The sequence below is a fragment of the Xanthomonas sp. DAR 34887 genome (assembly GCF_041245805.1).
GTDB lineage: Bacteria > Pseudomonadota > Gammaproteobacteria > Xanthomonadales > Xanthomonadaceae > Xanthomonas_A > Xanthomonas_A tesorieronis.
On the sequence record NZ_CP162490.1, the window covers coordinates 955,905 to 977,648 of the forward strand.

The 21,744-nt window shown below is 66.8% G+C and carries 19 protein-coding genes and 1 pseudogene; 13 read left to right on the plus strand and 7 right to left on the minus strand.

The genetic code is table 11. From position 1 onward, the window contains the following. The first annotated feature begins 28 nt into the window (after positions 1-28). The 5 genes from AB3X08_RS04135 (at position 29) to AB3X08_RS04155 (ending at position 4,246) form a co-directional block, all read left to right on the plus strand. Positions 29-382 (plus strand): DUF7668 domain-containing protein, encoded by a 354-nt coding sequence (locus AB3X08_RS04135; RefSeq protein WP_369936423.1) that lies wholly within the window; start codon positions 29-31, stop codon positions 380-382. 1,012 nt (positions 383-1,394) lie between these two features. Beyond that, entirely contained in the window at positions 1,395-1,853 is a 459-nt protein-coding gene (locus AB3X08_RS04140) for a helix-turn-helix domain-containing protein (protein ID WP_369936424.1), read from the plus strand. A gap of 504 nt (positions 1,854-2,357) precedes the next feature. Continuing rightward, a complete protein-coding gene (locus AB3X08_RS04145; protein ID WP_369936425.1) occupies positions 2,358-3,038 on the plus strand; it encodes a DUF1287 domain-containing protein in 681 nt (226 codons plus the stop codon). Positions 3,039-3,137: 99 nt separating this feature from the next. Continuing rightward, the gene (locus AB3X08_RS04150) at positions 3,138-3,932 is read left to right on the plus strand and encodes a hypothetical protein (protein WP_369936427.1); all 795 of its coding nucleotides are present in this window, start codon (positions 3,138-3,140) and stop codon (positions 3,930-3,932) included. A 41-nt stretch (positions 3,933-3,973) separates the two neighbouring features. After that, on the plus strand, positions 3,974-4,246 hold the full coding sequence (locus tag AB3X08_RS04155) for a hypothetical protein (RefSeq protein ID WP_369936429.1): 273 nt from the start codon (positions 3,974-3,976) through the stop codon (positions 4,244-4,246). A gap of 469 nt (positions 4,247-4,715) precedes the next feature. Here AB3X08_RS04155 and AB3X08_RS04160 read toward each other — a convergent pair whose 3' ends face one another. The 3 genes from AB3X08_RS04160 to AB3X08_RS04170 all read right to left on the minus strand — a co-directional run bounded on the left by AB3X08_RS04160 (position 4,716) and on the right by AB3X08_RS04170 (position 9,317). Beyond that, positions 4,716-6,260, minus strand: coding sequence for an ATP-binding protein (locus tag AB3X08_RS04160; protein WP_369936431.1), 1,545 nt, complete (start codon positions 6,258-6,260; stop codon positions 4,716-4,718). Then, the gene (locus tag AB3X08_RS04165; RefSeq protein ID WP_184412103.1) at positions 6,257-6,973 is read right to left on the minus strand and encodes a response regulator; all 717 of its coding nucleotides are present in this window, start codon (positions 6,971-6,973) and stop codon (positions 6,257-6,259) included. The genes AB3X08_RS04160 and AB3X08_RS04165 overlap by 4 nt, the downstream gene beginning before the upstream one ends. Before the next feature lie 265 nt (positions 6,974-7,238). Continuing rightward, positions 7,239-9,317: a beta-galactosidase gene (locus AB3X08_RS04170; RefSeq protein ID WP_369936434.1), complete on the minus strand. Its 2,079-nt coding sequence runs from the start codon at positions 9,315-9,317 to the stop codon at positions 7,239-7,241. 481 nt (positions 9,318-9,798) lie between these two features. Here AB3X08_RS04170 and AB3X08_RS04175 point away from each other — a divergent pair. The 6 genes and pseudogenes from AB3X08_RS04175 to fghA form a co-directional block, all read left to right on the plus strand. Continuing rightward, a pseudogene (locus AB3X08_RS04175) lies at positions 9,799-10,827 on the plus strand (glycosyltransferase); the annotation flags it as partial. 252 nt (positions 10,828-11,079) lie between these two features. Further along, positions 11,080-11,550, plus strand: coding sequence for a hypothetical protein (locus AB3X08_RS04180; protein ID WP_369936436.1), 471 nt, complete (start codon positions 11,080-11,082; stop codon positions 11,548-11,550). Positions 11,551-11,665: 115 nt separating this feature from the next. Further along, positions 11,666-11,941, plus strand: a complete 276-nt coding sequence (locus AB3X08_RS04185) for a metal/formaldehyde-sensitive transcriptional repressor (RefSeq protein WP_369936438.1) — start codon at positions 11,666-11,668, stop codon at positions 11,939-11,941. Positions 11,942-11,984: 43 nt separating this feature from the next. Further along, positions 11,985-13,094: an S-(hydroxymethyl)glutathione dehydrogenase/class III alcohol dehydrogenase gene (locus tag AB3X08_RS04190; RefSeq protein ID WP_184412100.1), complete on the plus strand. Its 1,110-nt coding sequence runs from the start codon at positions 11,985-11,987 to the stop codon at positions 13,092-13,094. A gap of 69 nt (positions 13,095-13,163) precedes the next feature. Next, a complete protein-coding gene (gene gfa, locus AB3X08_RS04195) occupies positions 13,164-13,736 on the plus strand; it encodes an S-(hydroxymethyl)glutathione synthase (RefSeq protein ID WP_369936439.1) in 573 nt (190 codons plus the stop codon). 104 nt (positions 13,737-13,840) lie between these two features. Further along, positions 13,841-14,671, plus strand: a complete 831-nt coding sequence (gene fghA, locus AB3X08_RS04200) for an S-formylglutathione hydrolase (protein ID WP_369936441.1) — start codon at positions 13,841-13,843, stop codon at positions 14,669-14,671. Between the two features lie 1,238 nt (positions 14,672-15,909). Here the strand turns inward: fghA and AB3X08_RS04205 are convergent. Then, a complete protein-coding gene (locus AB3X08_RS04205; RefSeq protein WP_369936442.1) occupies positions 15,910-17,319 on the minus strand; it encodes a PLP-dependent aminotransferase family protein in 1,410 nt (469 codons plus the stop codon). Between the two features lie 125 nt (positions 17,320-17,444). On the opposite strand from AB3X08_RS04205, the gene AB3X08_RS04210 reads away from it, so the two are divergent. Both AB3X08_RS04210 and AB3X08_RS04215 read left to right on the plus strand, forming a co-directional pair. Then, positions 17,445-18,236 carry a PhzF family phenazine biosynthesis protein gene (locus tag AB3X08_RS04210; protein ID WP_369936444.1) on the plus strand — a complete coding sequence of 264 codons (792 nt, stop codon included), beginning with the start codon at positions 17,445-17,447 and terminating at the stop codon, positions 18,234-18,236. Continuing rightward, positions 18,233-19,162 (plus strand): DMT family transporter, encoded by a 930-nt coding sequence (locus AB3X08_RS04215; RefSeq protein WP_369936446.1) that lies wholly within the window; start codon positions 18,233-18,235, stop codon positions 19,160-19,162. The genes AB3X08_RS04210 and AB3X08_RS04215 overlap by 4 nt, the downstream gene beginning before the upstream one ends. 141 nt (positions 19,163-19,303) lie before the next feature. Here AB3X08_RS04215 and AB3X08_RS04220 read toward each other — a convergent pair whose 3' ends face one another. From AB3X08_RS04220 to AB3X08_RS04230, 3 genes are all read right to left on the minus strand, one after another. Then, positions 19,304-19,642 (minus strand): hypothetical protein, encoded by a 339-nt coding sequence (locus tag AB3X08_RS04220; RefSeq protein ID WP_369936448.1) that lies wholly within the window; start codon positions 19,640-19,642, stop codon positions 19,304-19,306. 163 nt (positions 19,643-19,805) lie between these two features. Continuing rightward, the gene (locus AB3X08_RS04225) at positions 19,806-20,747 is read right to left on the minus strand and encodes a DegV family protein (protein ID WP_369936449.1); all 942 of its coding nucleotides are present in this window, start codon (positions 20,745-20,747) and stop codon (positions 19,806-19,808) included. A gap of 75 nt (positions 20,748-20,822) precedes the next feature. After that, the gene (locus AB3X08_RS04230; RefSeq protein WP_369936450.1) at positions 20,823-21,452 is read right to left on the minus strand and encodes a 2-hydroxychromene-2-carboxylate isomerase; all 630 of its coding nucleotides are present in this window, start codon (positions 21,450-21,452) and stop codon (positions 20,823-20,825) included. Between the last annotated feature and the right edge of the window lie 292 nt (positions 21,453-21,744).

Here is a 21,744-nt window from a genome sequence, read left to right on the forward strand (position 1 = left end):
TTAGGTGGCGCACTTGAGTGACCTGAGCATGAGCGATAAGAGCGGGCAGCAGCCAATTCCAACTCATTGGCGGCAGACGTTTCGCGAGGTGGTGAAAGCATTTGCGGCCGACGACTACCGTCCTGAGATTCCTGGAGTCGAACCTCTCTCGGCTGATACGGCAACTCAAGTCCAACACTACATCCGAGACTATGGCGCCACGTTGGTAGCCCTGCCGGAGGAGACTTGGGGATCCTCCGTCTGCATGTGGGCCGGCGACCACTGGGAAGCCCTGATTGACCTGTGGACACAAGAGGAAGGGCGGAGCGATCTGGTGCTCCATGCTAAGGTAACCGACGAGCCTAGATTCTCGGTTAGAGTGCATCTGGTCTATGTGCCGTAACCGGGCGGCATCTGACAATTCATTCAAGTCGAACCCGCTTCGCGGGTCGGCTTAATTCAGGCGTTAGGCATCAGATGGCTGTTACCTCGAAAACATCACCGTACCGTTGGAGGACCGCCTTGAGGCGGCGCTTGCCGTGGTTTCTGATTGACCTAGGAATCGCAGACAAAGGACTGAATTGTGAGGCTGCTGGCGGGACCCATTCCTGGTACAACGTGGACGACAGGAGCAGCGGGTGCTACCACTGCAAGGTCGTCCGGACGGGTCGCCTGTGGGAGTCGGCTGATGCCTAACAAGTCAATCAAGCCGATGCCGCTTCGCGGCACGGCTTATTTCCAGCGTTAGGCCATTCATGGGTCTTAGGACGCTCTTCGTAGTATTGCTTGTGGCGCTTGGCGTGCTTTCGCTGCTAATGGCTACCACGTTTCTTGTCGCGGCTATCTATGCATCAGCAACAATTCCAGCGGGTCAAGTCAACGATGCCGGCTTTGGCTTTGCGTTTGCATGTTTTTTTTGGAGTTGTTGGTCTTTTCTTGTTTGGCTTAGGTAGGAAATCTCGAGTCAGGCCACATACCCCGCATTAGCTGCCGGGGCACGGTGAGCAGTCGTGGTGCCGTGCTGACCTCTGCCGGCGCGCTAGCCTGGCTGTGCGGTGTCGCCCTGTCCTACCATCCGGACGCCGCTTCGTGGCGCGGCTTAACGCAGACGTTAGGGCGCATGGCGAGAACGTGCGAGTCGTCGTGGCATCGAGAGCAGCTGCTCGGCGGCGATGTTGGCGTTTGCTACGACTTCTGCTTCGAGTTCGCTGCTTCAACAATCATGCGGTGGTGCGACGAACACAAGGATGGCGTTGGCGCAGCGGCTGGCAAGCTGTGTGAGTTGGCTTGATCCTTTTAAGATCAGCGAGTTGCGCGCCATGTCATGCGACTGGCGGCTCCGTGGCGGGTCGCTGACGTAGACGCATTCCGGGTTTTTCGTACACGATCCAGCCGCTCAATCCAAGGACGAAAAGATGATCACGCATAAATTTCGGCTCAAGAGAGGTTGGTCCCAGCAGCAGCTGGCCGACATCAGCGGAATCAGCCTGCGCACGATTCAGCGTCTGGAGGCCGGCGCCAAGCCGAGCCTGGAAACACTCAGGTCCCTGGCCGCGGTTTTCGAAGTGTCCATCGAAGACCTGGGAGAACCGGACATGACGGCCGCGGAACACCGGATCCCATCGCAGGAGGTGATGGCCATGAAGCAGGTCAGCCAGCTGCGAGAGTTCTATCACCACATCGTGGTCTACGTCGTCGTATGCGCGGCCGTCGTCGCCGTTCTCCTGTTGCTGTCCCCCGAACACTGGTGGGCCGGGCTGCTGTTGGGGCTGGTCTGGGGCGCTGACCTATCGATCCACGCGCTCAGGACATTTTTGCTGGGCGGTGCGTGGGAGCGGCGCCAGGTCGAGCGATGGCTCGGCCGACCCTTGTAACGATCGTGCTCCGGTACGGCGAGCACATGAAGATATTCGGAAATTTGTCCTACAAGCCGCAGCCGAACCTGGTCGCGACTTTCCGGAGGGCATGCTCCGATTCATGCGAGTGCCCATTCGGACGGGGGTACATGAAATTTCTGGTGAGTAGGCCGTCACGGCTCGGCCTAATTCAGGTGCAAACGCAATGAAGAAGGTCTAAAAGGCGACCGGCGGCTTGTGTCTCTGCGATGGAGGCCATCTCGGCTTGCTGGGGAGCTTTTCACGTTGTTCGTGTTCTTTTGGCCATGGTGCATCCGCCACAAGGCGTGTTTGAGCCGCTCGTACCTTTGGTAGCAGGCGGCGCTGCGATGTTGATGGGCCTTGGGCTGCTCAAGATCGGACGCGGGTTGCGGCCGGCCGATAGGGCCGGCTCTGATCAGTTGTCTCCAGTGGCCTTGGGCCATAGAATCCGCCGAAGCCTGGCAGGTTTTTTTGCGGGCGTTTATTCAGGCATTGGATGCCATGCCCAAACTTCGTGCACTTTTCTGTATCAGTATCTGCACTGCGTTGCTTGCCACTTCATGCAAGCCGCAGCACGACCAGGCGGCGCCCGCTCCGCAGCCATCTACTTCCGATGATGAGCCCACTCGCTCTACGGGTCAGAAAAATTTGCCTGCCCATGTCCGCACGATCATTGCAGCCAGTCGGGCGCGGATGTCTCTGGGAGAGATCTACGATCCGGCCTACTACACCATCGCCTACCCGGGCGGTGATGTTGCCAATGATCGTGGCGTTTGCACTGATGTCGTCATTCGAGCCTACAGGCATCTCGGCATCGATTTCCAGCAATTGATTCATGAGGACATGCAGCAGAATTTTTCTGCGTATCCGCAGCGCTGGGGGAGTAAATCGCCCGACAAGAACATCGACCACCGGCGGGTACCCAACATCGAAACGTTCCTGGCCCGCAAGGGTGCATCGCTGCCGATCAGTCATCGTGCCGTGGACTACCGCCCCGGCGATTTGGTGACGTGGCGGCTGACAGGTGGGTTGCCCCATATCGGCATCGTCTCCGATCGCCATGCGCCAGGAAGCGATCGCCCGCTGATACTCCACAACATCGGTGCCGGTACTGCCGCAGACGACATTATTTTTGCTTATCCGATCGCCGGTCATTTCCGCTACTACCCGGACGGTACCTAGTCCGAGCTGCATCGTCTCTCAGCGCGCTTGAGTCATTCGCGTGGAAGCCGACACGCAGCGCGATACAGATGAACTATCAACATCCTCATTGGTGACCACATGTTGCGTTACTTCCTTGCTATCGCCCTTGCCGTGTGCCCCCCCGTAGCCCTTGCGGATGGGGCGCTTCCGCAAGCGCTTCCGCCAGAGCAAGAGGCTGCAGCGCTAAAGGCGGCAGAAGCCACCGGCTTGGATATTTACCGACACGATCGTGCTGCCGCCGTCGCAACAGACGCCGTCATCGCGTTGCGGCGGTTCAAGAACGACGCGCGGGTCAGAGGATGGGTAACGGAGGAGCATCAGGATCGAATCATTGTCACCTTCATCGATCAGGCGCCTGCGGCGCTGTATCGGGTATCCGTTTCAAAGGAGGGTGTCGCTGGCCCGGTCACTGCGCTGGACGAGCCAGCGCCACTTAGTCACTATGAGCTTGGGGCTGCAACTGCTCGTGCCGCCGCTATGGCATCGGCGATCGAGCCTTGCTCAAAGAACTACAACTCCGTGGTGCTTCCGTCCGGCGCCACGCCGGGGACCGATTGGAATGTGTACTTGCTTCCGGGTACCACCAAGCACAATGTCGTGCCCATCGGTGGAACTTACCGTATGGAGATCGATGGTGCGAAGGTCGTCTCGCAGCGCGGTTTCACTCGTACGTGCATCGCGCTGCAGAGCGAGCCCGAAGCGGTTGGCCTCATGATCACGCACTTGCTGGACCCGATTCCCACAGAGGTTCACGTGTTCTGGAGTCTGTGGGCAAAGAAGCCTATCTACGTTGCAACTCCGCCAAATGGGACCATCTGGATCGTCGACGGCAACAAGATCGGGCTTGTTGAGCGCAAGGCGGCAGAGGGCTGATACTTCGTTGGTCTTTGGGGGGACTGGAAGTGGGACTTCTTTTGTTCGCGGTCGTCGTCTTCGCCAACGTCCTCGCATCGGTCGCGGTACTTCGCGCGCCTGTCTTTTCGCCATCGCAACGCTTTTGGCAGCTCGCGCTCATCTGGTTGGTGCCGCTGGTCGGTGCCGTTGTCTGCGGAGTCTTTGCTTTTTCTCAGGCGCTTGGCCCTGATTCGCCTGGCACGATCGAGGCGCTCCACTCGCCTTCGGACGGAGGCGGTACAGATGACCTGAGTGTTGGGCTGCCTGCTTTCGGCGAAGATGGGAGCGATTGATGCTTCAGGAAAACACTCCATCGGAGCCGATGCCGCTCAGCGGCATGGGACAGTCCCGCCTCGAGGGGAGGACCATCATCAGCCGGTGTCTCGCCAACTTTTCTTGGCCGATCTACTGCCGCAGCTAGCTTGTCACGCTGGCTGTGCTCTTCATAGGATTTGGCTACATGCTCGTGGCCCGCCATCGGGAGGCGTCGGGGCGCTTTCTCAAGGCTGTCAGCTTGGATTTTGGCTCGCCTTGCGCATCGGGATACTTCTGGTGCTCGCGGGCTCGCTGGGGTCGTCCCGCCTGATCGCGGGTTGGGCCGATACTTGGTCTCGGCATGGGATCGCGCTCGTTCTCATGCTTCTGGCGGTCCCGTTCTATCTAGTGCTTGTTCCCATCTATCGACGCCGCTAGAGCGCGAGCCTGGCTGCTTATTCAAGTTCGCGTTACTGAGCGCTGCGCGTCATGGCGCGGCGCCGCTGCTCAACCCGCAGGCACCTGGCACGGCAGCTCCACGCACACCCGCAACCCGCCTTCGGGGCGGTTGGTCAGGGTGATCTCGCCGCCATGGGCGAGCACGATGCTGTGGGCGACCGACAGGCCCAGGCCGATGCCGCCGGTGTCGCGGTTGCGCGAGTTCTCGCCGCGGAAGAACGGAAGGAACAGCTGTTCGTGCTGGGCCGGGTCGATGCCGGGGCCGTCGTCGTCGATCCACAGCACGCAGTCGGGACCGTCGCGATGCAGTTGCAGGCGCGCGCGCTTGCCATACTTCAGTGCGTTCTCGAGCAAGTTCATCACCATGCGCCGCAGCGACAACGAATCGCCATCGAGGGTGATGGCCTGGCCGGCGACGAAGCTCACGTCGGCGCCGGTGTCGCTGGCGTCGTCGACCACGCTTTCCACCAGTAAGCGGAAATCCAGCGGTGCGCGGGTGCCGCGGCGGCTGTCGTTGTGGATGAAGTCCAGCGCGGCGGAGATCATCGCCTTCATCTCGTCGATGTCGGCGATGGTCTTGTCGCGCAGCGGCGGCTGCAGGCCTTCCAGGCGGAACGCCAGGCGCGCCAGCGGGGTGCGCAGGTCGTGGGCGATCGCCGCGACCATGTGCGTGCGCTCGTTGATCAGGCGGTTCAGGCGCGACTGCATGGCGTTGAACGAGTCGGCGGCCTGCACGATTTCGCTGGGACCGCTGCGCTGCAGCGGCTCCGCGTCGGGATTGCGGCCGAGCCGGTCGGCGGCTTCGGCGAAGCGCTTGATCGGCGCGGCCAATGCGCGCGAGAACCACCACGCCAGCGGCAGCATCGCCAGCAGGCCGGCGACGAACAGCAGCGCGACCTGGGTCTTGAATGCGGTGGAGAAACGCCGCGGCGGCGACACCACGCTGCGCCAATGGCCGTCCGGTTGCTGAAGTGCGGCAGTGAAGCCGCCCAGGAGCGGGGATTCGGGAGCGAAGCCGCGCTTGCGCCAGCGCGAGCCCGCCGCGCGCATCGCATCGCCGAATGGCGCGCTATCGGCGTCGTTCGGCGGGGGTTGCCGCCGTGCATCGGCTTCGGCGCCGAATGGCGCGGGCGGCGGCGCGCCGGGATCGTCGAACGGCGGCGGCCCGTCATGAGGGAACCGCGCGTCGCCGGGCGGTCCGGAACGCGCCCGCAAGCGCGCCAGTTCTTCCGGCGGGAAATCCATGTTGGGAAGCTTTTCGTCGCTGCTGCGATAGAAACGCACCCGCTCCGGCGCCACGTCCAGCCAGTTGGTCAGCATGAATTCCGCGAAATGGTCGCGGATCTGTCCGCGCGCAGGCAGCGGCGCCTTCGCCGAGTCGTGCACCTTGAGGGTCTGCGTGCCGGCCGGCATCTTGGTGGTCAGCAGCGCGATCACTTCCGGCGGATGCACCGGCATTTCGTAGACCGGCGTGCGCAGCACCAGCAGGGCGATGCCGATCAGTTGCGCGGTCAGCAGGGCGGCCAGCAGCAGCAGGAAGGTGCGGACGAAGATCGAGACGCCGCGGCGGCCCCGCTGCCTGGGCGCGCTCACAGCCGGGCGACGCTCGGCAACAGCATGTAGCCCTCGTTGCGCACGGTGCGGATCAGTTCGGTCTGCACGCGTTCGTTGATCTTGCGGCGCAGGCGGCTGATCTGGCTGTCGATGGCGCGATCGTAGACCTCGGTGTCGCGGCCGCGCGCGTAGTCGAGCAGCTGGTCGCGGCTGAGCACCCGCTGCGGATGCTCGACGAAGGTGCGCAGCAGGGCGAATTCGCCGTCGGAGAGGTTGATGAAGATGCCGGTGGGATCGCGCAAGTCGCGGCGGATCACGTCCAGCCGCCAGCCGGCGAACTCGTAGACGTTGCCGCGCGCTTCCGGCGGCAGCGCCGCTGCCTGGCTGCGGCGCAGCAGCGCGCGCACCCGCGCCAGCAGCTCGCGCGGATTGCACGGCTTGGCCAGGTAATCGTCGGCGCCCACTTCCAGGCCGATGATGCGGTCGGTGTCGCTGCCCAGTGCGCTGAGCATGATCACCGCCGGCGCGCCGCGCTCGCTGGCCAGTTGCCGGGCGGCGCTGAGGCCGTCTTCGCCGGGCATCATCACGTCCAGGATCACCAGGTCGGGTTGGCGGATCGCCATCAGGCGGCGCATGTCCGCGACATTCTCGGCGGCTTCCACCTGGTAGCCGTGCTCTTGCAGGAACTCGCTGATGAGCCGGCGCAGATCGGGGTCGTCGTCGACTACCAGAATGAAGGATTGCATATCCATGGTCTTGAAGGGCGGCCGCTCGGGATACAGCCAGTCTAGACGCGGCCGCTGCCGCCTGTAACTGGTGCGGGCAGGCCATCGCTGCCGGAGCAAGGCGGGCGCATGATCGCAGCGCCATGATAGGCAGCGCCGGCGGTGGCCTCATGGCGGGTTTGTGTCGTATTCAGACACATATCGACACAAAGCGCTGACGTGTCAGGACTCTTGCGGGGCGCCATCGCGAAGAGGAGCGCGCGGCGCGGCAGTGGCGCGGTGCCGAAGCGGATTACTGCATCAGCTCCACGCCGAACGGCTCCAGTTCGATCCTGCCGGCATAGGTCTTGTGCGTGAGCACGCCGGTCTTGCTGCCGGGGAAGGTGACGCTCGCCGGAGCGTCGGTAGTGTTGACGTACATGGTGCGCCCGTCGACCACCCGCGCCACCACGCCCGCGGGCGTCTGCGGGCCGCGGGCGATGTGCAGCGACGCATACAGCGAGCGGATCAGCGGTGCGATGAACGGCGCTTGCGCCGCGGTGGCGAGGTAGATGGCCTGTCCCTTGCCGTAGCGGTTGATCGCGATCGCCGGGCTCTTTTGCGGCGTGTTGTCGAACATGGCCAGCGGCCTGGCGGTGCCCAGTTCCAGCACTTCGTAATACGGGTCGGTGCCGGTCAGCGCGGCGCCGTCGAAACTGATCTCCAGCGGTTTCTGCGAGCGGTAGAAGGCGTTGGTGCGCAGTCCGAACACATCGGTCAGCCGGCCCGGCAGCGGGGTTTCGAACCACTTGCCGGTTTCGTCCACCTTCGCCGAATAGCCGGTCATGATCACGGTGCCGCCCTTGGCCACATAGTTGCGCACCGCGTCGGCGGTGTCCTGATCCATGATGTAGGCGCTGGACAGCACCACCAGCTTGTACTTGTCGATCGCGTCGTGGCCGATGTCGATCACCGCGGTGTCGATGTTGTCCTCGAACAGCGGCGCGAATGCGGCCTTGACCTGGTCGCCGTAGTTGCCCTTGAAATACTCCTGCATGGTGTTGGGCCCGGGCGGCGGCGTGGTCAACCAATTGGTGTCGAAGGAATAGTGCAGGGCGATCTCGGGCTGGCCATAGCGCGGGAAGCCCATGCCGCGCAGGGTCTTCATCTCGCCGGCGATGCGCTTGAATTCGTCGACCTTCCAGGACGGCCGGCTGTCGTGATCGAGCAGGCCGAACAGCGCCTGTTCCTCGCCGCCGATGTGCGAGTTGAAGGTCCAGGCGAGGAAGGTCTGCGAATAGTGCAGCAGGCCGAAATAGGCCCACATCCGCGAACGCCCCGGCGTGCCGTAATAACCGCCGCCGCCGGCGGTGAATTCGTTGAACCAGGTCGGTGTGCGGTGCCCGGCGCGGGTCATCATCACGTCAAGTGCGGCGGTCACCGGATCACCGGGGTAGAAGCCCTGCGCGCCGTAGGTGGAGATCTGGTCCCACGCGCGCAGATAGTCGAAGCCTTTGGTCGGCGCGGTCGGCCACAGGTTGGAGGCCACCGGCAGGTTCGGCGCGTAGCGCTTGCGCGCCGCTTCCAGATCCTTGAGTGCGCCGATGGTGTCGTCGGACCAGAAGCGGCGCAGGTCGAGATAGCGTTCGTTCGGTCCGGGGCCTTTGCCGTAGGGCAGATCGACCTGGTCCCAATCGTTGATCCGGCGCGACCAGCGCTGCGTGGCCCAGGCCTTGTTGAGTGCGGCGACCGAGCCGTACTTGCGCTGCAGCCAGGCGATGAAACGTTGCCGGTCGGCTTCCGAATAGGACAATTGGCCGTTGCCGATCTCGTTGTCGTAGCCGAGCGCGATCACCGCCGGGTTTCGGGCGTAACGCTGCATCATGGTTTCGGCCAGGCGGCGTGCCAGGCGTCGGTAGTCGGGGTCGGCGATGTTGTCCCAGTAGCGCGTGGCGGCGTGCAGGCGCACGCCGTCCTGGTTGACCAGGTCGACGCCGGGGTAGGCCTTGTGCAGCCAGATCGGCGCCGGTTGCCCGGGGATATCGAGCACGACCTTGATGCCGGCGGCGTGCATCTGGGCGACGACGTCGTCGAACCACTCGAAGGTGAAGCGGCCTTCCTCCGGCTCGAACGAATCCCACGACAGATCGCCCATGCGCACCATGCTGAAGCCGGCCGCCTTCATGATCGCGATGTCCTGCCGGATCTGTTCCGGCGAGCGGTCGATCGGCTGGTAGTTGGTGCCGACGAACAGCTGACCCTTGCCCGGCCAGTCCGGATGCCCGTCGGCGCTTTGCGCATGGGCGCTGCGCGGCGGCACGACGAGCGCGAGGACGGCGCCGAACGTCAGCGTCAGGGCAAGGCCGGCCAGGCGGACGATCGACTGCGTCATGCGGGTCTGTTCCTGATCAGGATGCGGTGCAATGCGCAGCAACTGGAGCGGCATGCATCTGGCGCGTGCGTTCGGCCGCGGCCGGGAACGCCATGCAGGTTCATGCAGTGTGGGCGAACGGCGCATGCCGCGCTTGTCGAACAGGGCATTCGTCTCTCCGCCTGCCTGGACATACTCGATTACCGCGCTTCCCCAGAAGCAGGACGCTCCCACGCGGCACGCGTCCGGCATGGTTGCAAATATCGCCGTACCCGACAAGCGGCCTGCGACCCGGGAAGATCGGCATCCGAAGCACCCTCGCGGCGGGCGCTGGCGCAGCGCTGCGTGCGGGTCGCCGTCGCGCCATCGATGGCGCGACGCGCGCGGCCATGCCGACGCCGGGCCGCATCGCGGCACTGTGTCGTGTTCTGCCACATGCTGACAATCCGTCGACACTCGCAGCGCCGAGGCTGGGGGCCTCCTTTCGCGTCCCACCTGCATGGCGTCCGATCTCTACCGCATCGTCAGCTGCGACAACGGCACCGGTCTGAGCCGGGATCTGGGGCTGATGGCCGAGGCGCTGGCGCTGGGCGGCCAGCAGGTGCAGCAGCTGGGCTTCAGCCGCGGCAAGCTGACCCGGCAGGTGCAGGAGGTCGGCGCGCGGCTCGCAAAGACGTTCGGCCATCGGGTGCACACCCAGGTGTTTTCCGAGCGCATCTATCCCGCCTGTCTGGCGCTGGCCGAGCGCAACCTGCTGGTGCCCAATCCGGAATGGTTCCTGCCGCAGTGGTTGTCGCTGCTGCCGCGCTTCGAGGCGGTGCTGTGCAAGACCCGTCATGCGGAGGCGGCGTTCCGGCGGCTCGGTTGCCGCACCCGCTACATCGGCTTCACCAGCCGCGACCGCCACGATCCCGCGGTGCCGCGCCGCTATGCCTTCTTCCATCTGGCCGGGCGCAGCACCGCCAAGGGCACGCGGGTGCTGCTGGAAACCTGGCAGCGCCATCCGCAATGGCCGCAACTGACGGTGGTGCAGAACCCGCGCAGCGCCGGCGAACCGGTCCGCGCCGACAACATCGCGCATCGCATCGCCTACCTGGACGATGCCGAGCTGCGCACGCTGCAGAACGCGCATCTGTTCCATCTGTGCCCGTCGGAGGTGGAAGGCTTCGGCCATTCGCTGATGGAAGCGATGAGCGTGGGCGCGGTGACTCTGACCACCGATGCCGAACCAATGAACGAGCTGGTGACCGCGGCGCGCGGCCTGCTGTTGGCGCCGGCGCGCTCGCGCGTGCAGCGGCTGGCCAGCTATCACTACGTCGACCATGCCGGCATCGAGGCCGGCGTCGAGCGGGCGCTGGCCCTGTCGGCATTGCAGCGCGCTTCGATCTCGCGCGCGGCGCGCCGCTATTTCTGCAACAACGACGCGGCCTTCGCCGCTCGCTTCCAGGCCGCTGTGCTCGCCCCGTCGGCACCCGCCATGGCGGCCGGTGCGGCGGAGCGCATCGCCGCGATCGGCGCGCCGGCGCCATGAGCTTTCCGATGCTGGCGCGATGTCTGCGGTTGCGCCGCCACCGGCGGCCGAGCGCTGCGCTGCGTGCGGCGTGCCCGGCAAGCGGGTTTTACCGCGTGTCGCACGGCGACAACGGCGCGCGATATCGACATGAAACGATGCCGTGCGTGGGCGCCTTGGCGAGCACGCCGCGCAGAGCGGGCGCAGCGCTGTCGGCGCACCGCGTCCGTTGTCCATTTCACCACCCCGCCATCAGGAGGAGGCATGACTAGCATGACGTCGCATCGAGTCGCCAAAGGGGCGTTGACCCTGGTATTGAGTGCCGCACTGAGCGGCTGCGTCACCGTCTGTGTCGGCGGCCCCGCAGCGCCGCCCCCGCCGCCGGATGGCGGGCCGCATCACGGCCCCGGTCACGGCGCGGACACAGGGCCGGGCCGCGACCAGCCGCCGCCGCGCGATCCCGCGTTCGAGGCCGCGGTGCAGTTCTGTGCGCGCGAGCTCGGGCTGCCGCCGCCGCCGCATGGTCGCCCGCCGGGTCCGCCGGGTTCGCCGCCGGCCGCTGCCGGCACGGACGGCGCCCCGGCCGCACAGCCGCCAGGCTCCAAGCCTGACCCGGCGATGCGCGCCAATTTCGCCAAGCTCGATGCCTGCCTGCGCGGCAAGGGCGTCGAGCCGCCGCCGCGGCGCGGCCCGCCGCAGGATGGCGCGGCGCCGTCCCCGGCTGCGCCGCCCGCCCAGCGCTGAGTCCTGCGGCCCGGTGCCGCACGCCTGCGCCGTCCCGATCCGGGATGGCGCGGGCGTTTTCTTTTTCGGGCAGGGTAATATACTGTCCCCCAGTATAGTTCCCAGGTCGCACCGCATGCCGCATACGCCCCACGAGAAGAAACGCGTCCTGGCCCGCATCCGCCGCATGCGCGGACAGGCCGAGGCGCTGGAGCGGGCGTTGGAAGGCGGCGCCGATTGCGCTGCGGTGCTGCAGCAGATCGCCGCGATCCGCGGCGCTGTCAACGGCCTGATGTCGGAAGTGATGCAGGCGCACATCCGCGAAGAATTCGGCCACGCCGCCGCCTCGGACACGCAGCGCGCCGCGCGCGTGCGCGAGATGGGCATGCTGGTCCGCTCCTACCTCAAGTGATCCCGAACCCCACGACCCAACCCGTTCTTCCAGGAGAAACCTCATGAAATCCCGTGCCGCCGTCGCTTTCGAAGCCGGCCAGCCGCTGCAGATCGTGGAGATCGACGTCGAACCGCCGCGCCAGGGCGAGGTGTTGGTCCGCATCACCCACACCGGCGTCTGCCATACCGATGCGTTCACGCTGTCCGGCGACGATCCGGAAGGCATCTTTCCCGCCGTGCTCGGCCATGAAGGCGGCGGCATCGTCGAGGCGATCGGCGAGGGCGTGACCAGCGTCAAGGTCGGCGACCACGTGATCCCGCTGTACACGGCCGAATGCCGCAAGTGCAAGTTCTGCCTGTCCGGCAAGACCAACCTGTGCCAGGCCGTGCGCGCCACCCAGGGCAAGGGCCTGATGCCGGACGGCACCACCCGCTTTTCCTACAACGGCCAGCCGATCTTCCATTACATGGGCTGCAGCACCTTCAGCGAATACACCGTGGTGCCGGAGATCTCGCTGGCGGTGGTGAATCCGGAAGCGCCGCTGGAGAAGGTGTGCCTGCTCGGCTGCGGCGTCACCACCGGCATCGGCGCGGTGCACAACACCGCCAAGGTCAAGCCGGGCGACTCGGTGGCGGTGTTCGGGCTGGGCGGCATCGGCCTGGCGGTGATCCAGGGCGCGGTGCAGGCCAAGGCCGGGCGCATTCTGGCCATCGACACCAATCCGGGCAAGTTCGAGCTGGCGCGCAGCATGGGCGCCACCGACTGCATCAATCCGAAGGACTACAGCAAGCCGATCCAGGAAGTCATCGTCGAGCTGACCGATGGCGGCGTGGATTTCAGCTTCGAGTGCATCGGCAACGTGCACGTGATGCGTTCGGCGCTGGAGTGCTGCCACAAGGGTTGGGGCGAGAGCGTCATCATCGGCGTGGCCGGCGCCGGCCAGGAGATCAGCACGCGCCCGTTCCAACTGGTCACCGGCCGTGTGTGGCGCGGCAGCGCGTTCGGCGGCGTCAAGGGCCGCACCCAATTGCCGGGCATGGTGGAGCAGGCGATGCATGGCGAGATCGATCTGGATCCGTTCATCACCCACACCCTGCCGCTGGAAGAGATCAACGAAGCCTTCCATCTGATGCACGAAGGCAAGTCGATCCGCACCGTGATCCATTTCTGACCCGACGGTCAGTCCGGCGCGCGGCCGATTCCGCGCATGCAGGTACGCAACGAACCCGGGAGGGGCATGATGAGTACCGTAACGATTCATCCGTCGGTGGACGGCGGGGTGCGCGCAGGCGCGGACAATTTCCAGGGCGGCACCCTGGAATGCCACTGCGCCAGCGACAAGGTGACCGTGGAAGTGGGAGCGCAGACCGCGCACAACCACGCCTGCGGCTGTACCAAGTGCTGGAAGCCGAAGGGCGCGACGTTCTCGGTGGTGGCGGTGGTGGGCCGCGACAAGGTCAAGGTCACCGCGCACGAAGAGAAGTTGAAGGTGGTCGACGAGAGCGCGACGATCCGGCGCCATGCCTGCACCGGCTGCGGCGTGCACATGTACGGTCGCATCGAGAACACCGAGCATGCGTTCTACGGCCTGGACTTCATCCATACCGAGCTGTCGCCGCAGCAGGGTTGGTCGGCGCCGGGCTTCGCCGCGTTCGTGTCCTCGATCATCGAGAGCGGTACCCGTCCTGAAGCGATGGATGGCGTGCGCAGCCGGCTGCGCGAGCTGAAGCTGGAGCCGTACGACTGCCTGTCGCCGGCGCTGATGGATGCGCTCTCCGCCCACGTCGCGCGCAAGAACGGCGTGCTGCAGTAAAGCCTGCTGCCCGCCGCGCGCCGCCCTGGTGGCGCGCGGCGGCAGCGTCTCCGGATGCGGCCGGGGTCTGCCCGGCCGTATCCCCCCAATCCGGGATCCTTTCCATGGAACGCATCGAACACCATGCCTGCTGCGGTGGCTGGCAGGACGTCTATCGCCATGAGTCGACCGTGCTCGGCTGCACGATGAACGTGGGCGTATACCTGCCGCCGCAGGCCGAACACGCCGCGCTGCCGGTGCTGTACTGGCTCAGCGGGCTCACCTGCACCGAGCAGAATTTCATCACCAAGGCCGGCGCGCAGCGCTACGCCGCCGAACACGGGGTGATCCTGGTCGCGCCGGACACCAGCCCGCGCGGCGACGATGTCGCCGATGCCGAGGGCTACGACCTGGGCAAGGGCGCCGGCTTCTACGTCAACGCGACCCGCGAGCCGTGGGCGAAGCATTACCGCATGTACGACTACGTGGTGCAGGAACTGCCCGCGCTGATCGAAGCGCAGTTCCCGCACAACGGGCGGCGCGCGATCAGCGGCCACTCGATGGGCGGCCACGGCGCGCTGGTGATCGCGTTGAAGAATCCGGGCCGCTATCGCAGCGTGTCGGCGTTCTCGCCGATCGTGGCGCCGTCGCAGGTGCCGTGGGGCGAGAAGGCGTTTTCGGCCTATCTCGGCGACGACCGCGCCAGCTGGAAGGCCTACGACGCTACCGCGCTGGTCGCCACGGCGAGCGAGCGTCTGCCACTGCTGATCGACCAGGGCGGCGGCGACGAGTTCCTCGACAAGCAGCTGCAGCCGCAGTTGCTGCAGGCCGCGGCCGATGCCGCCGGCTATCCGCTGACGCTGCGCCTGCAGCCCGGCTACGACCACAGCTATTACTTCATCGGCAGCTTCATCGGCGAGCACATCGCCCACCACGCGCGCGCGCTGCAGGGCTGAGCGGGCTGCGGTGGCGCATCGGACCTTCCGTGCGCCGTCGGTTGCATCCGGCAGTGGCCGCGTGCGCTGCGTGGGTGGCGATGGCGGGGTGCCGGGGCATCGCTGTGGGACCGGCTTCAGTCGCGACGGGCATTACCGGGAAAGCCCGTGGCGACCGAAGGGCGCCTCTAGTAACTCCATTCCGGGGGCTGCACGCTGCGCGTGGCGATGGCGTGTTCCTTTTTCTGTCGCGGCTGAAGCCGCTCCTACACATGCGCGCCTTACCCTTGTAGGAGCGGCTTCAGCCGCGACAGGAGGACGAAGTGGCCGTGATGCCAAGGCGTCCATGAAAAACGCGGCCGCAACGCCACCGTGTCTATCCACAGTGCGCCTTAGCCACCCATCGCATCTCGAACGTATCGATGCCCGAACCTGCGGGCTGGGCGTGTCGGCGTCTCGCAAGCGCATCGACATGCTTTTGGGGGGTAGTAGAGGTGCCCTGAAGTCGCTCCTACCAGGGCACGTCGCTTGAAAGGGAACAGAGGGGCAGGTCTGGCGCCCTCATGCGGCGGCGCCGGAGTTGCGTCACCGGCCAGCTTTTGCCGCCCCTGACCATCGCGATCGCTACTGCAAGATGGCGTTGCCGTGACAGTGGCATGGCGATTCCGCTCGCGTCGCGGCGCTACGCGTAAACAAATGGGCGGCGCATCGTCCAATGCGCGGTTGTGCGATTGCCGTCGCGTTGGCTGAGACGGCGTGCGGCTAGATTCCTCGGCCTTCGCCATCGTGTTTTCCGGACCGGAGTCGCGCCATGCTCGCTTGCCGCAAACCTGCATCGTTGTTCTCGCGGCAACGCTGGCGCAGTCCGCTCAGTGCGCGGGCCATGCTCGCCTGTACCTTGTTCGGCGCTTGCGCGGCGCTGGCGATCGGCGCGGCGACGCCGTAACCGAGGCCATGCTCGGGGTGAGCCGCGGTGCGTTGCGGGCCCACGAACAGCGTCGGTCGCGATAGTGAGCACAGGGGGTGAGCCGCCGCCCCGTGCCGCGGTGCCTTGCTGGACTAGAGAGTCGGTCGGCGCATCGCGACCTGACGCTGCGACGCGAAGGCCGCTCGGTACGGAATGCGATTGTCGGTAGCGAGTGCACTGTCTGCACAGCGCCGGCATGGTGGTCGGCGCGCGACCGCGCTTGCCATAGGCAATCTCCAAACGCATTCCGGCTCGGAGAATCGGCGAGTCGGCGGCTGTGTGAGCGAGCGCCTCAGCGCGGCAGCCGCCTGGCCAAGGCGCCCAGCCGCCGCATGGCCGCGTCCAGGGTGTCGCTCCACGGCTGGCCGCAGGTCAGGCGCAGGTGGTCGGCGTAGTCGCCGCGGCTGGAATACAGGTGGCCGGGCGAGGTGCCGATGCCCGCGGCCAGCGCCGCCTCGAACAACGCCTGGCCGCTGCCGCCGTCGGCCAGCTGCAGCCATAGCGACAGCCCGCCGACGGGATCGCCGACCCGGGTGCCGGCGGGCCAATGCCGCACGATCGCCTCGCGCAGGCGCTGGCCGTTGTCGGCGAGGGTGCGGCGCAGCTTGCGCAGGTGCCGTTCCAGGTCATGCTGCGCCAGGTAGTCGGCCAGCGCCAGCTGCGGCAGGCTGGCGCCGCCGACCGTGGAGAAGTACTTGGCGCGCACCAGGGCATCGGTCCATTCGCCGCCGAGCAGCCAGCCCACGCGCAGGCCCGGCGCCAGCACCTTGGAGAACGAACCGCAGGTGATCACGTTGCCGTGTGTGTCGAAGTGGCGCAGCGGGCGCGGGCGCTGCCCGGACCAGTCCAGCTCGCCGTAGATGTCGTCCTCGATCACCACGGTGCCGTGGCGCGCGCAGCTGTCGAGCAGCGCGCGCTTGGCGTCGTCGGGGGTGAGGCTGCCGAGCGGATTGTTGAAGTTGGGCACCAGCACCGCCGCGCGCGCCGGGGTGCGTTGCAGCAGCGCGTCCAGGCGTGCGGCGTCGATGCCGTGACCGGCGCGGTTGGGTACTTCCAGCACCTTCAACCGCAGCGCCGCGACCGCTTGCAGGATGCCGTGGTAGGTCGGCGTTTCCACCAGCACCACGTCGCCGGGTGCGGTGAGCGTACGCAGCGCCAGGCTGATCGCCTCCATCGCGCCGGCGGTGACCACCACTTCGTCCGCCGCTATCGTGGTGGCGCAGTGCGCGTAGCGCTGCGCGATCTGCCGGCGCAGCGCGGGGTGGCCTTGCGGCGGGGCGTAGTCGAGTGCGGCGGCGCGATGACGGCGCAGCTGCCGCGCCAGCGTGGCGGCGAGTTGCGCGGCCGGCAGCAGCGCCGGCGCCGGAGTGGCGGTGTGCAGCGGGACCAGGTCCGAGCGCGCGAGCATGTCGAGCACGCCTTGCAACGCCGGGTTGTCGACCGTGCCCGGCGTGCGCCGCCGCATCGGCGCCGGTAGCGGCGGCAATGCGTCGGTTGCGGCGCGCACGAAATAGCCCGAGCGCGGCCGCGCCTGCACCCGCCCTTCGCGCTCCAGCTGCAGGCAGGCCTGCACCGCGGTGGCGGTGCTGATGCCGTGGTTGGCGGCCAGCTGCCGGATCGATGGCAGGCGCTCGCCGGCGCGCAGCGTGCCGCGCGCGATCTGCTCGCGCAGCTGTGTGGCGAGCGATTCGTACAAGAGCATGCGGGCGTCTCATCTGTATCGGTCCACTTACAGCGTATCTGAATCTGTACTGGTCGGGGAGGGCGCTGCACACTGCTTGCGTGCCGGCCACCGCGCCGGCGTTCCCATTGCGTGCGAGGCCGGTCATGCCGCTTTCCATGTTCGTCGTCGATGCCTTCACCACGGTGCGCTTCAAGGGCAATCCGGCTGCGGTGGTGCCGCTGCAGGCCTGGTTGCCGGATGCGCTGATGCAGGCTATCGCCAGCGAGAACAACCTGTCGGAGACGGCGTTCTTCGTCCGCGAGGCCGACGGCGCGTTCGCGATCCGCTGGTTCTCGCCGCTGAAGGAAGTCGGCTTCTGCGGCCATGCGACGCTGGCCAGCGCGTTCGTGATCGCTACCCAGCAACTCGCGTCGTTCCCGCTGCGCTTGCGTGCGGCCGCGGTCGGCGAACTGAAGGTGGAGCGGCTCGCCGACGGCAGCTTCGAGATGCGCTTTCCGAATCAGATGCCTGCCTCGTTGGCGGAGGTGCCACACGCCTTGGTCGATGCCTTGTCGATCGCGCCGCAGGCGGTCTACGCCAACCGGCAGGCGTACATCGCGGTGTACGCGGACGAGCGCCAGGTGCGCGAGGTGGTGCCGGATCTGACGCGCATGCTGGCGCTGGCACCGCGCGATGTCGCAGTGACCGCGCCCGGCAGCGGCCACGATTTCGTGTCGCGCTATTTCTGGCCGGCTAATGGCGGCGCCGAAGATCCGGTGACCGGCTCCATCCATGCCGCGCTGGCGCCGCTGTGGGCGCAGACCCTGGGCAAGGCGCAGCTGACCGCGCTGCAGGCGTCGGCGCGCGGCGGCGAGCTTGGCTGCCGGGTCGAGGCGCAACACGTCTACGTGCGCGGTAGCGCGGTGCAGTATCTGCACGGGACGATCGCCTTGTGAGCGCGGCCGTCGCGGTTGCCGGCGGCGCCACGCGGCGCGCGCTGTGGCAGTTGTTGCTGGCCGAAGTGCTGATCGGCTCGGTCGGCGTGTTCGTGCACGAGAGCGGGCAGGACCCGGTGACCTCGGTGTTCTACCGCTGCCTGTTCGGCGCGTTGTTCCTCACCGTGTGCGGGCTGCTCGGCGGCCAGTTGCGCGGGCTGTGGCGCGAGCGCAGGTTGCTGCGCGATGCCGCGCTCAGCGGCGTGCTGCTGGTGTTGAACTGGGTGGCGCTGTTCGCCGGCATGGCGCGCTCGTCGATCGGCGTGGCGACGATGGTCTACCACGTGTTCCCGTTCGTGATGCTGATCCTGGCCGCGCTGCTGCAAGGCGAGCGCACGCGCCGCAGCGACCTGGGCTGGACGCTGCTGGCCTTCGTCGGCGTGGCCTGCTCGGCGGATCCTGCGCGGCTCTGGCAGACCGCCGATCGCGGCTATCTGCTCGGCATCGCGCTGACCTTGCTGGCGGCGCTGCTGTGCGGCGCGTCGCTGTTGATGTCGCGGCGTATCAGCCGCGAGCGGCCGCTGGCGGTGGTGACGGTGCAATGCTGGGTGGGCACGCTGTTGCTGGCCGGATTTTCCAGCGGCAGCGCGTTGCATGCGGGGACGCACTGGCTGTGGCTGGCCGGGCTGGGGGTGATCCACAGCGGCATCGTCTACGTGCTGTTCTATTCGTCCTACCGGCACCTGCACGTGGCGACGATCGCGATCCTGGCGTTCGTCTACCCGTTGGTCACCTTGCTGCTGGACTTCCTGCTGTACGGCCACCGGCTGGTGCCGATGCAATGGCTGGGCCTGGCGCTGATCGTGCTCGGCACGCTGGCGGTGAACCTGAAATGGCGGTGGCCGCAGCGTGCTGCAGCCGCGGCGCCGGGCGGCGTGGCGCCTTAGAGGTTCATTGCAGCCGGACAAGCACTGTAGGAGCGGCTTCAGCCGCGACAGACTTTTTCAGCAAAGCCTATCGTGCCCGAACGCGCTCCCATCAATGTCATCACCTTCCATCGAAGCCGCAGATACGAGACGAAGATCCGCTCAGCGGACGTTGCGCAGTTCCCAGCCGCTGCCGGCGAGCAGGCGCATGCGTTGCTTGAGGATGTCGCCGGGAATGCTGGTGGTGGCGGCCAAGTCGATGCGCAGGTCGTCCTGCTTGCCACTGACCTTGGCCGCAGGATCGACCACGCCCAGCGACGGATCCACATCGTCCGGTTCCGGCTGCAGCGCGCGCCAGCGCTCGAACCAAGCCGGGTCGCTCAAGGCCTGCTGCAACTGCTCGGCGAAGGCGTCGGCGCCGTTGGCGCTGAAGCTGAGCGAGGGCTCGCTGCCGCGTGCGCGGGCGGGGTCGGGCAAGCTGATCGAATAGGTCACGGCCATGGCGGTTCCTCTGAAGCGGTGCGGCGCAGCCTAGCAGGCGGCGTCGTGATCGGTTCGTCTACGCGGCGCAGGTTGTTGTAGGAGCGGCTTCAGCCGCGACAGGCCATTGAGGACATCTGTCGCGGCTGAAGCCGCTCCTACAGCTGCGTGATCCGCGCGATGTTTAGGCAAACGTGTGCGGCGCATCGGCAAAGCCGAGGGTGAGCGCGCCCTTGCCGACGTTGACCATGCCGGTCAGGCTCATCACGCTTTCCAGCACCTCCACCGCATGCGCCGCGCAGACCTCGCGCAGCGCCGCGTAGCCGGGCAGGGCGCGCAGTTCGCTCAGTTCGCCGCCGTAGCTCAGGCACAGCGTCGGCGTCATCAGCCCGGCGGCGACGCGCTTGCCGACGAACTCGAACAGCTTCTGCACCGCGGCGTCGAAACCCTTGATCTTGGCGACCGGCGCGGTTTCGCCGCGATAGCCGTGCAGCACCGGCTTGATGTCCAGCGCGGTGCCGAGCGCGGCGCTGATCAGGCCGACGCTGCGGTCGCCCTTGCTGCGCGCGCGTGCGCGCATGTAGTACAGGTCGCGGGTGACCATATAGCCGTGCACGTTGCCGGCCAGTTCCTCCAGCCGCTCGCGGATCGCCTGCACGCTGGCCCCGGCGGCGCGCAGCCGCACCGCCTCCACCGCGGTCACCGCCTGCGCGGCGAACAGGTTCTGCGTGTCGATCACCCGCAGCGCGAACGGCGAGGTGTGTCCGGCGGCCTGGCGGATCGGCTTGTAGTCGTTGAGGATGGCGAAGCTGGCCTGCAGCGCATGCTCGTGGATCGGACTGCGGGTCTTGGTGATGGTCATGCAGAACACGTGGTCGAAGTCGATCACCAGCCGGCTCAGGAACAGCTCGCGGATCTGCGCCACGCTGAACGGAATGGTCTCCGCTTCGGCACCGTGCTCGGCGACGTGGGCATGCAGGAAGCTCAGCGTGGCTTCTTCGTCGCGATGGTCGGCCAGCACCGCCTCGCCGATGCGCACGCTGATCGGCAGCAACACGATGTTGTTGTCTGCGATGTAGTCCTGCGGCAAGTCGCAGGCAGAATCCACCACGATCCCGATACGCATCTGGCCCCCCTTCCGGCGTTGCGCTTCGTCGGTACCGGCTAGGGTAGCGCAGACGCCTGGCGACGTCGCGGCCGGTCAGGCGCCGCGTTGTACGGCGACCGGCAGCGCCGCCAGCCGCGCCATCTCGCCGCGCTGCAGCAACTGCGGATCGGCCAGCAGCGCCTGCATCAGCGGATGCGCGTCGTTGCCCCACAACAAGGTCTCGCCGACCTGCAGCGTCGGCACGCCGAACACGCCGGCGGCGATGGCCTGCTCGGTATTGCCGCGCAACCGCGCCTTGACCTGCGGATCGCCGACGGCGGCGGCCGCATCGGCGATGCCCAGGGCCTGCGCCACTGGCGCCAGCGCGGCGGCATCGTCGCCGGCGTGGCCGTCGCGCCACAGCCAATCGAACAGCGCGTCGATCGCCTGCGGCGTGCTGCCGGCGGCGATGCACAGCCGCAGCGCGGCCAGCGGGTTGAACGGATGCGCCGGCGGAAACCGCAGCGGCACGCCTTCCTGCTGCGCCTGCCACTGCACGAACTGGTAGGTGAAGCTGCGCTTGTGCGGGATCTCCGCCGGCCCGCGCGTGTGCAGGTGCTGCAGCACCGCGCCGAACACGATCGGCACCGCTTCGATCCGCGCGAACTCCGGCAGCGCCTTGAGCTTGTGCCAATGCAGGTAGGAAAACGGCGAGACGAAATCGAAATACCAGCGCAGGCGCATGAGCGGGCTCCGGTCGGGATGCGCCAGCTTACTCGCCTGCCGGCGCGCGGCGCAGCGTGTTGCACTGCGGCGCATGCCGCGCTCGTGTGGTCACCGCGACCTGGGCGCTGGACGCTGCGGTAGACAATGCCTCGCCGCCGATCTCGATGGCGTTTGGGAACTGGGAACGCCCGCACGCTGCAGGTCTCGATCGCGTGGCGCTATTGCCGCAGCGCATGTCGGTAGGCGTTCTTCGCATAGCTCGTGCCGCGACGGTCTTGCTAGCGTCCGCCGCGGCAGCACCTCCGCTGCC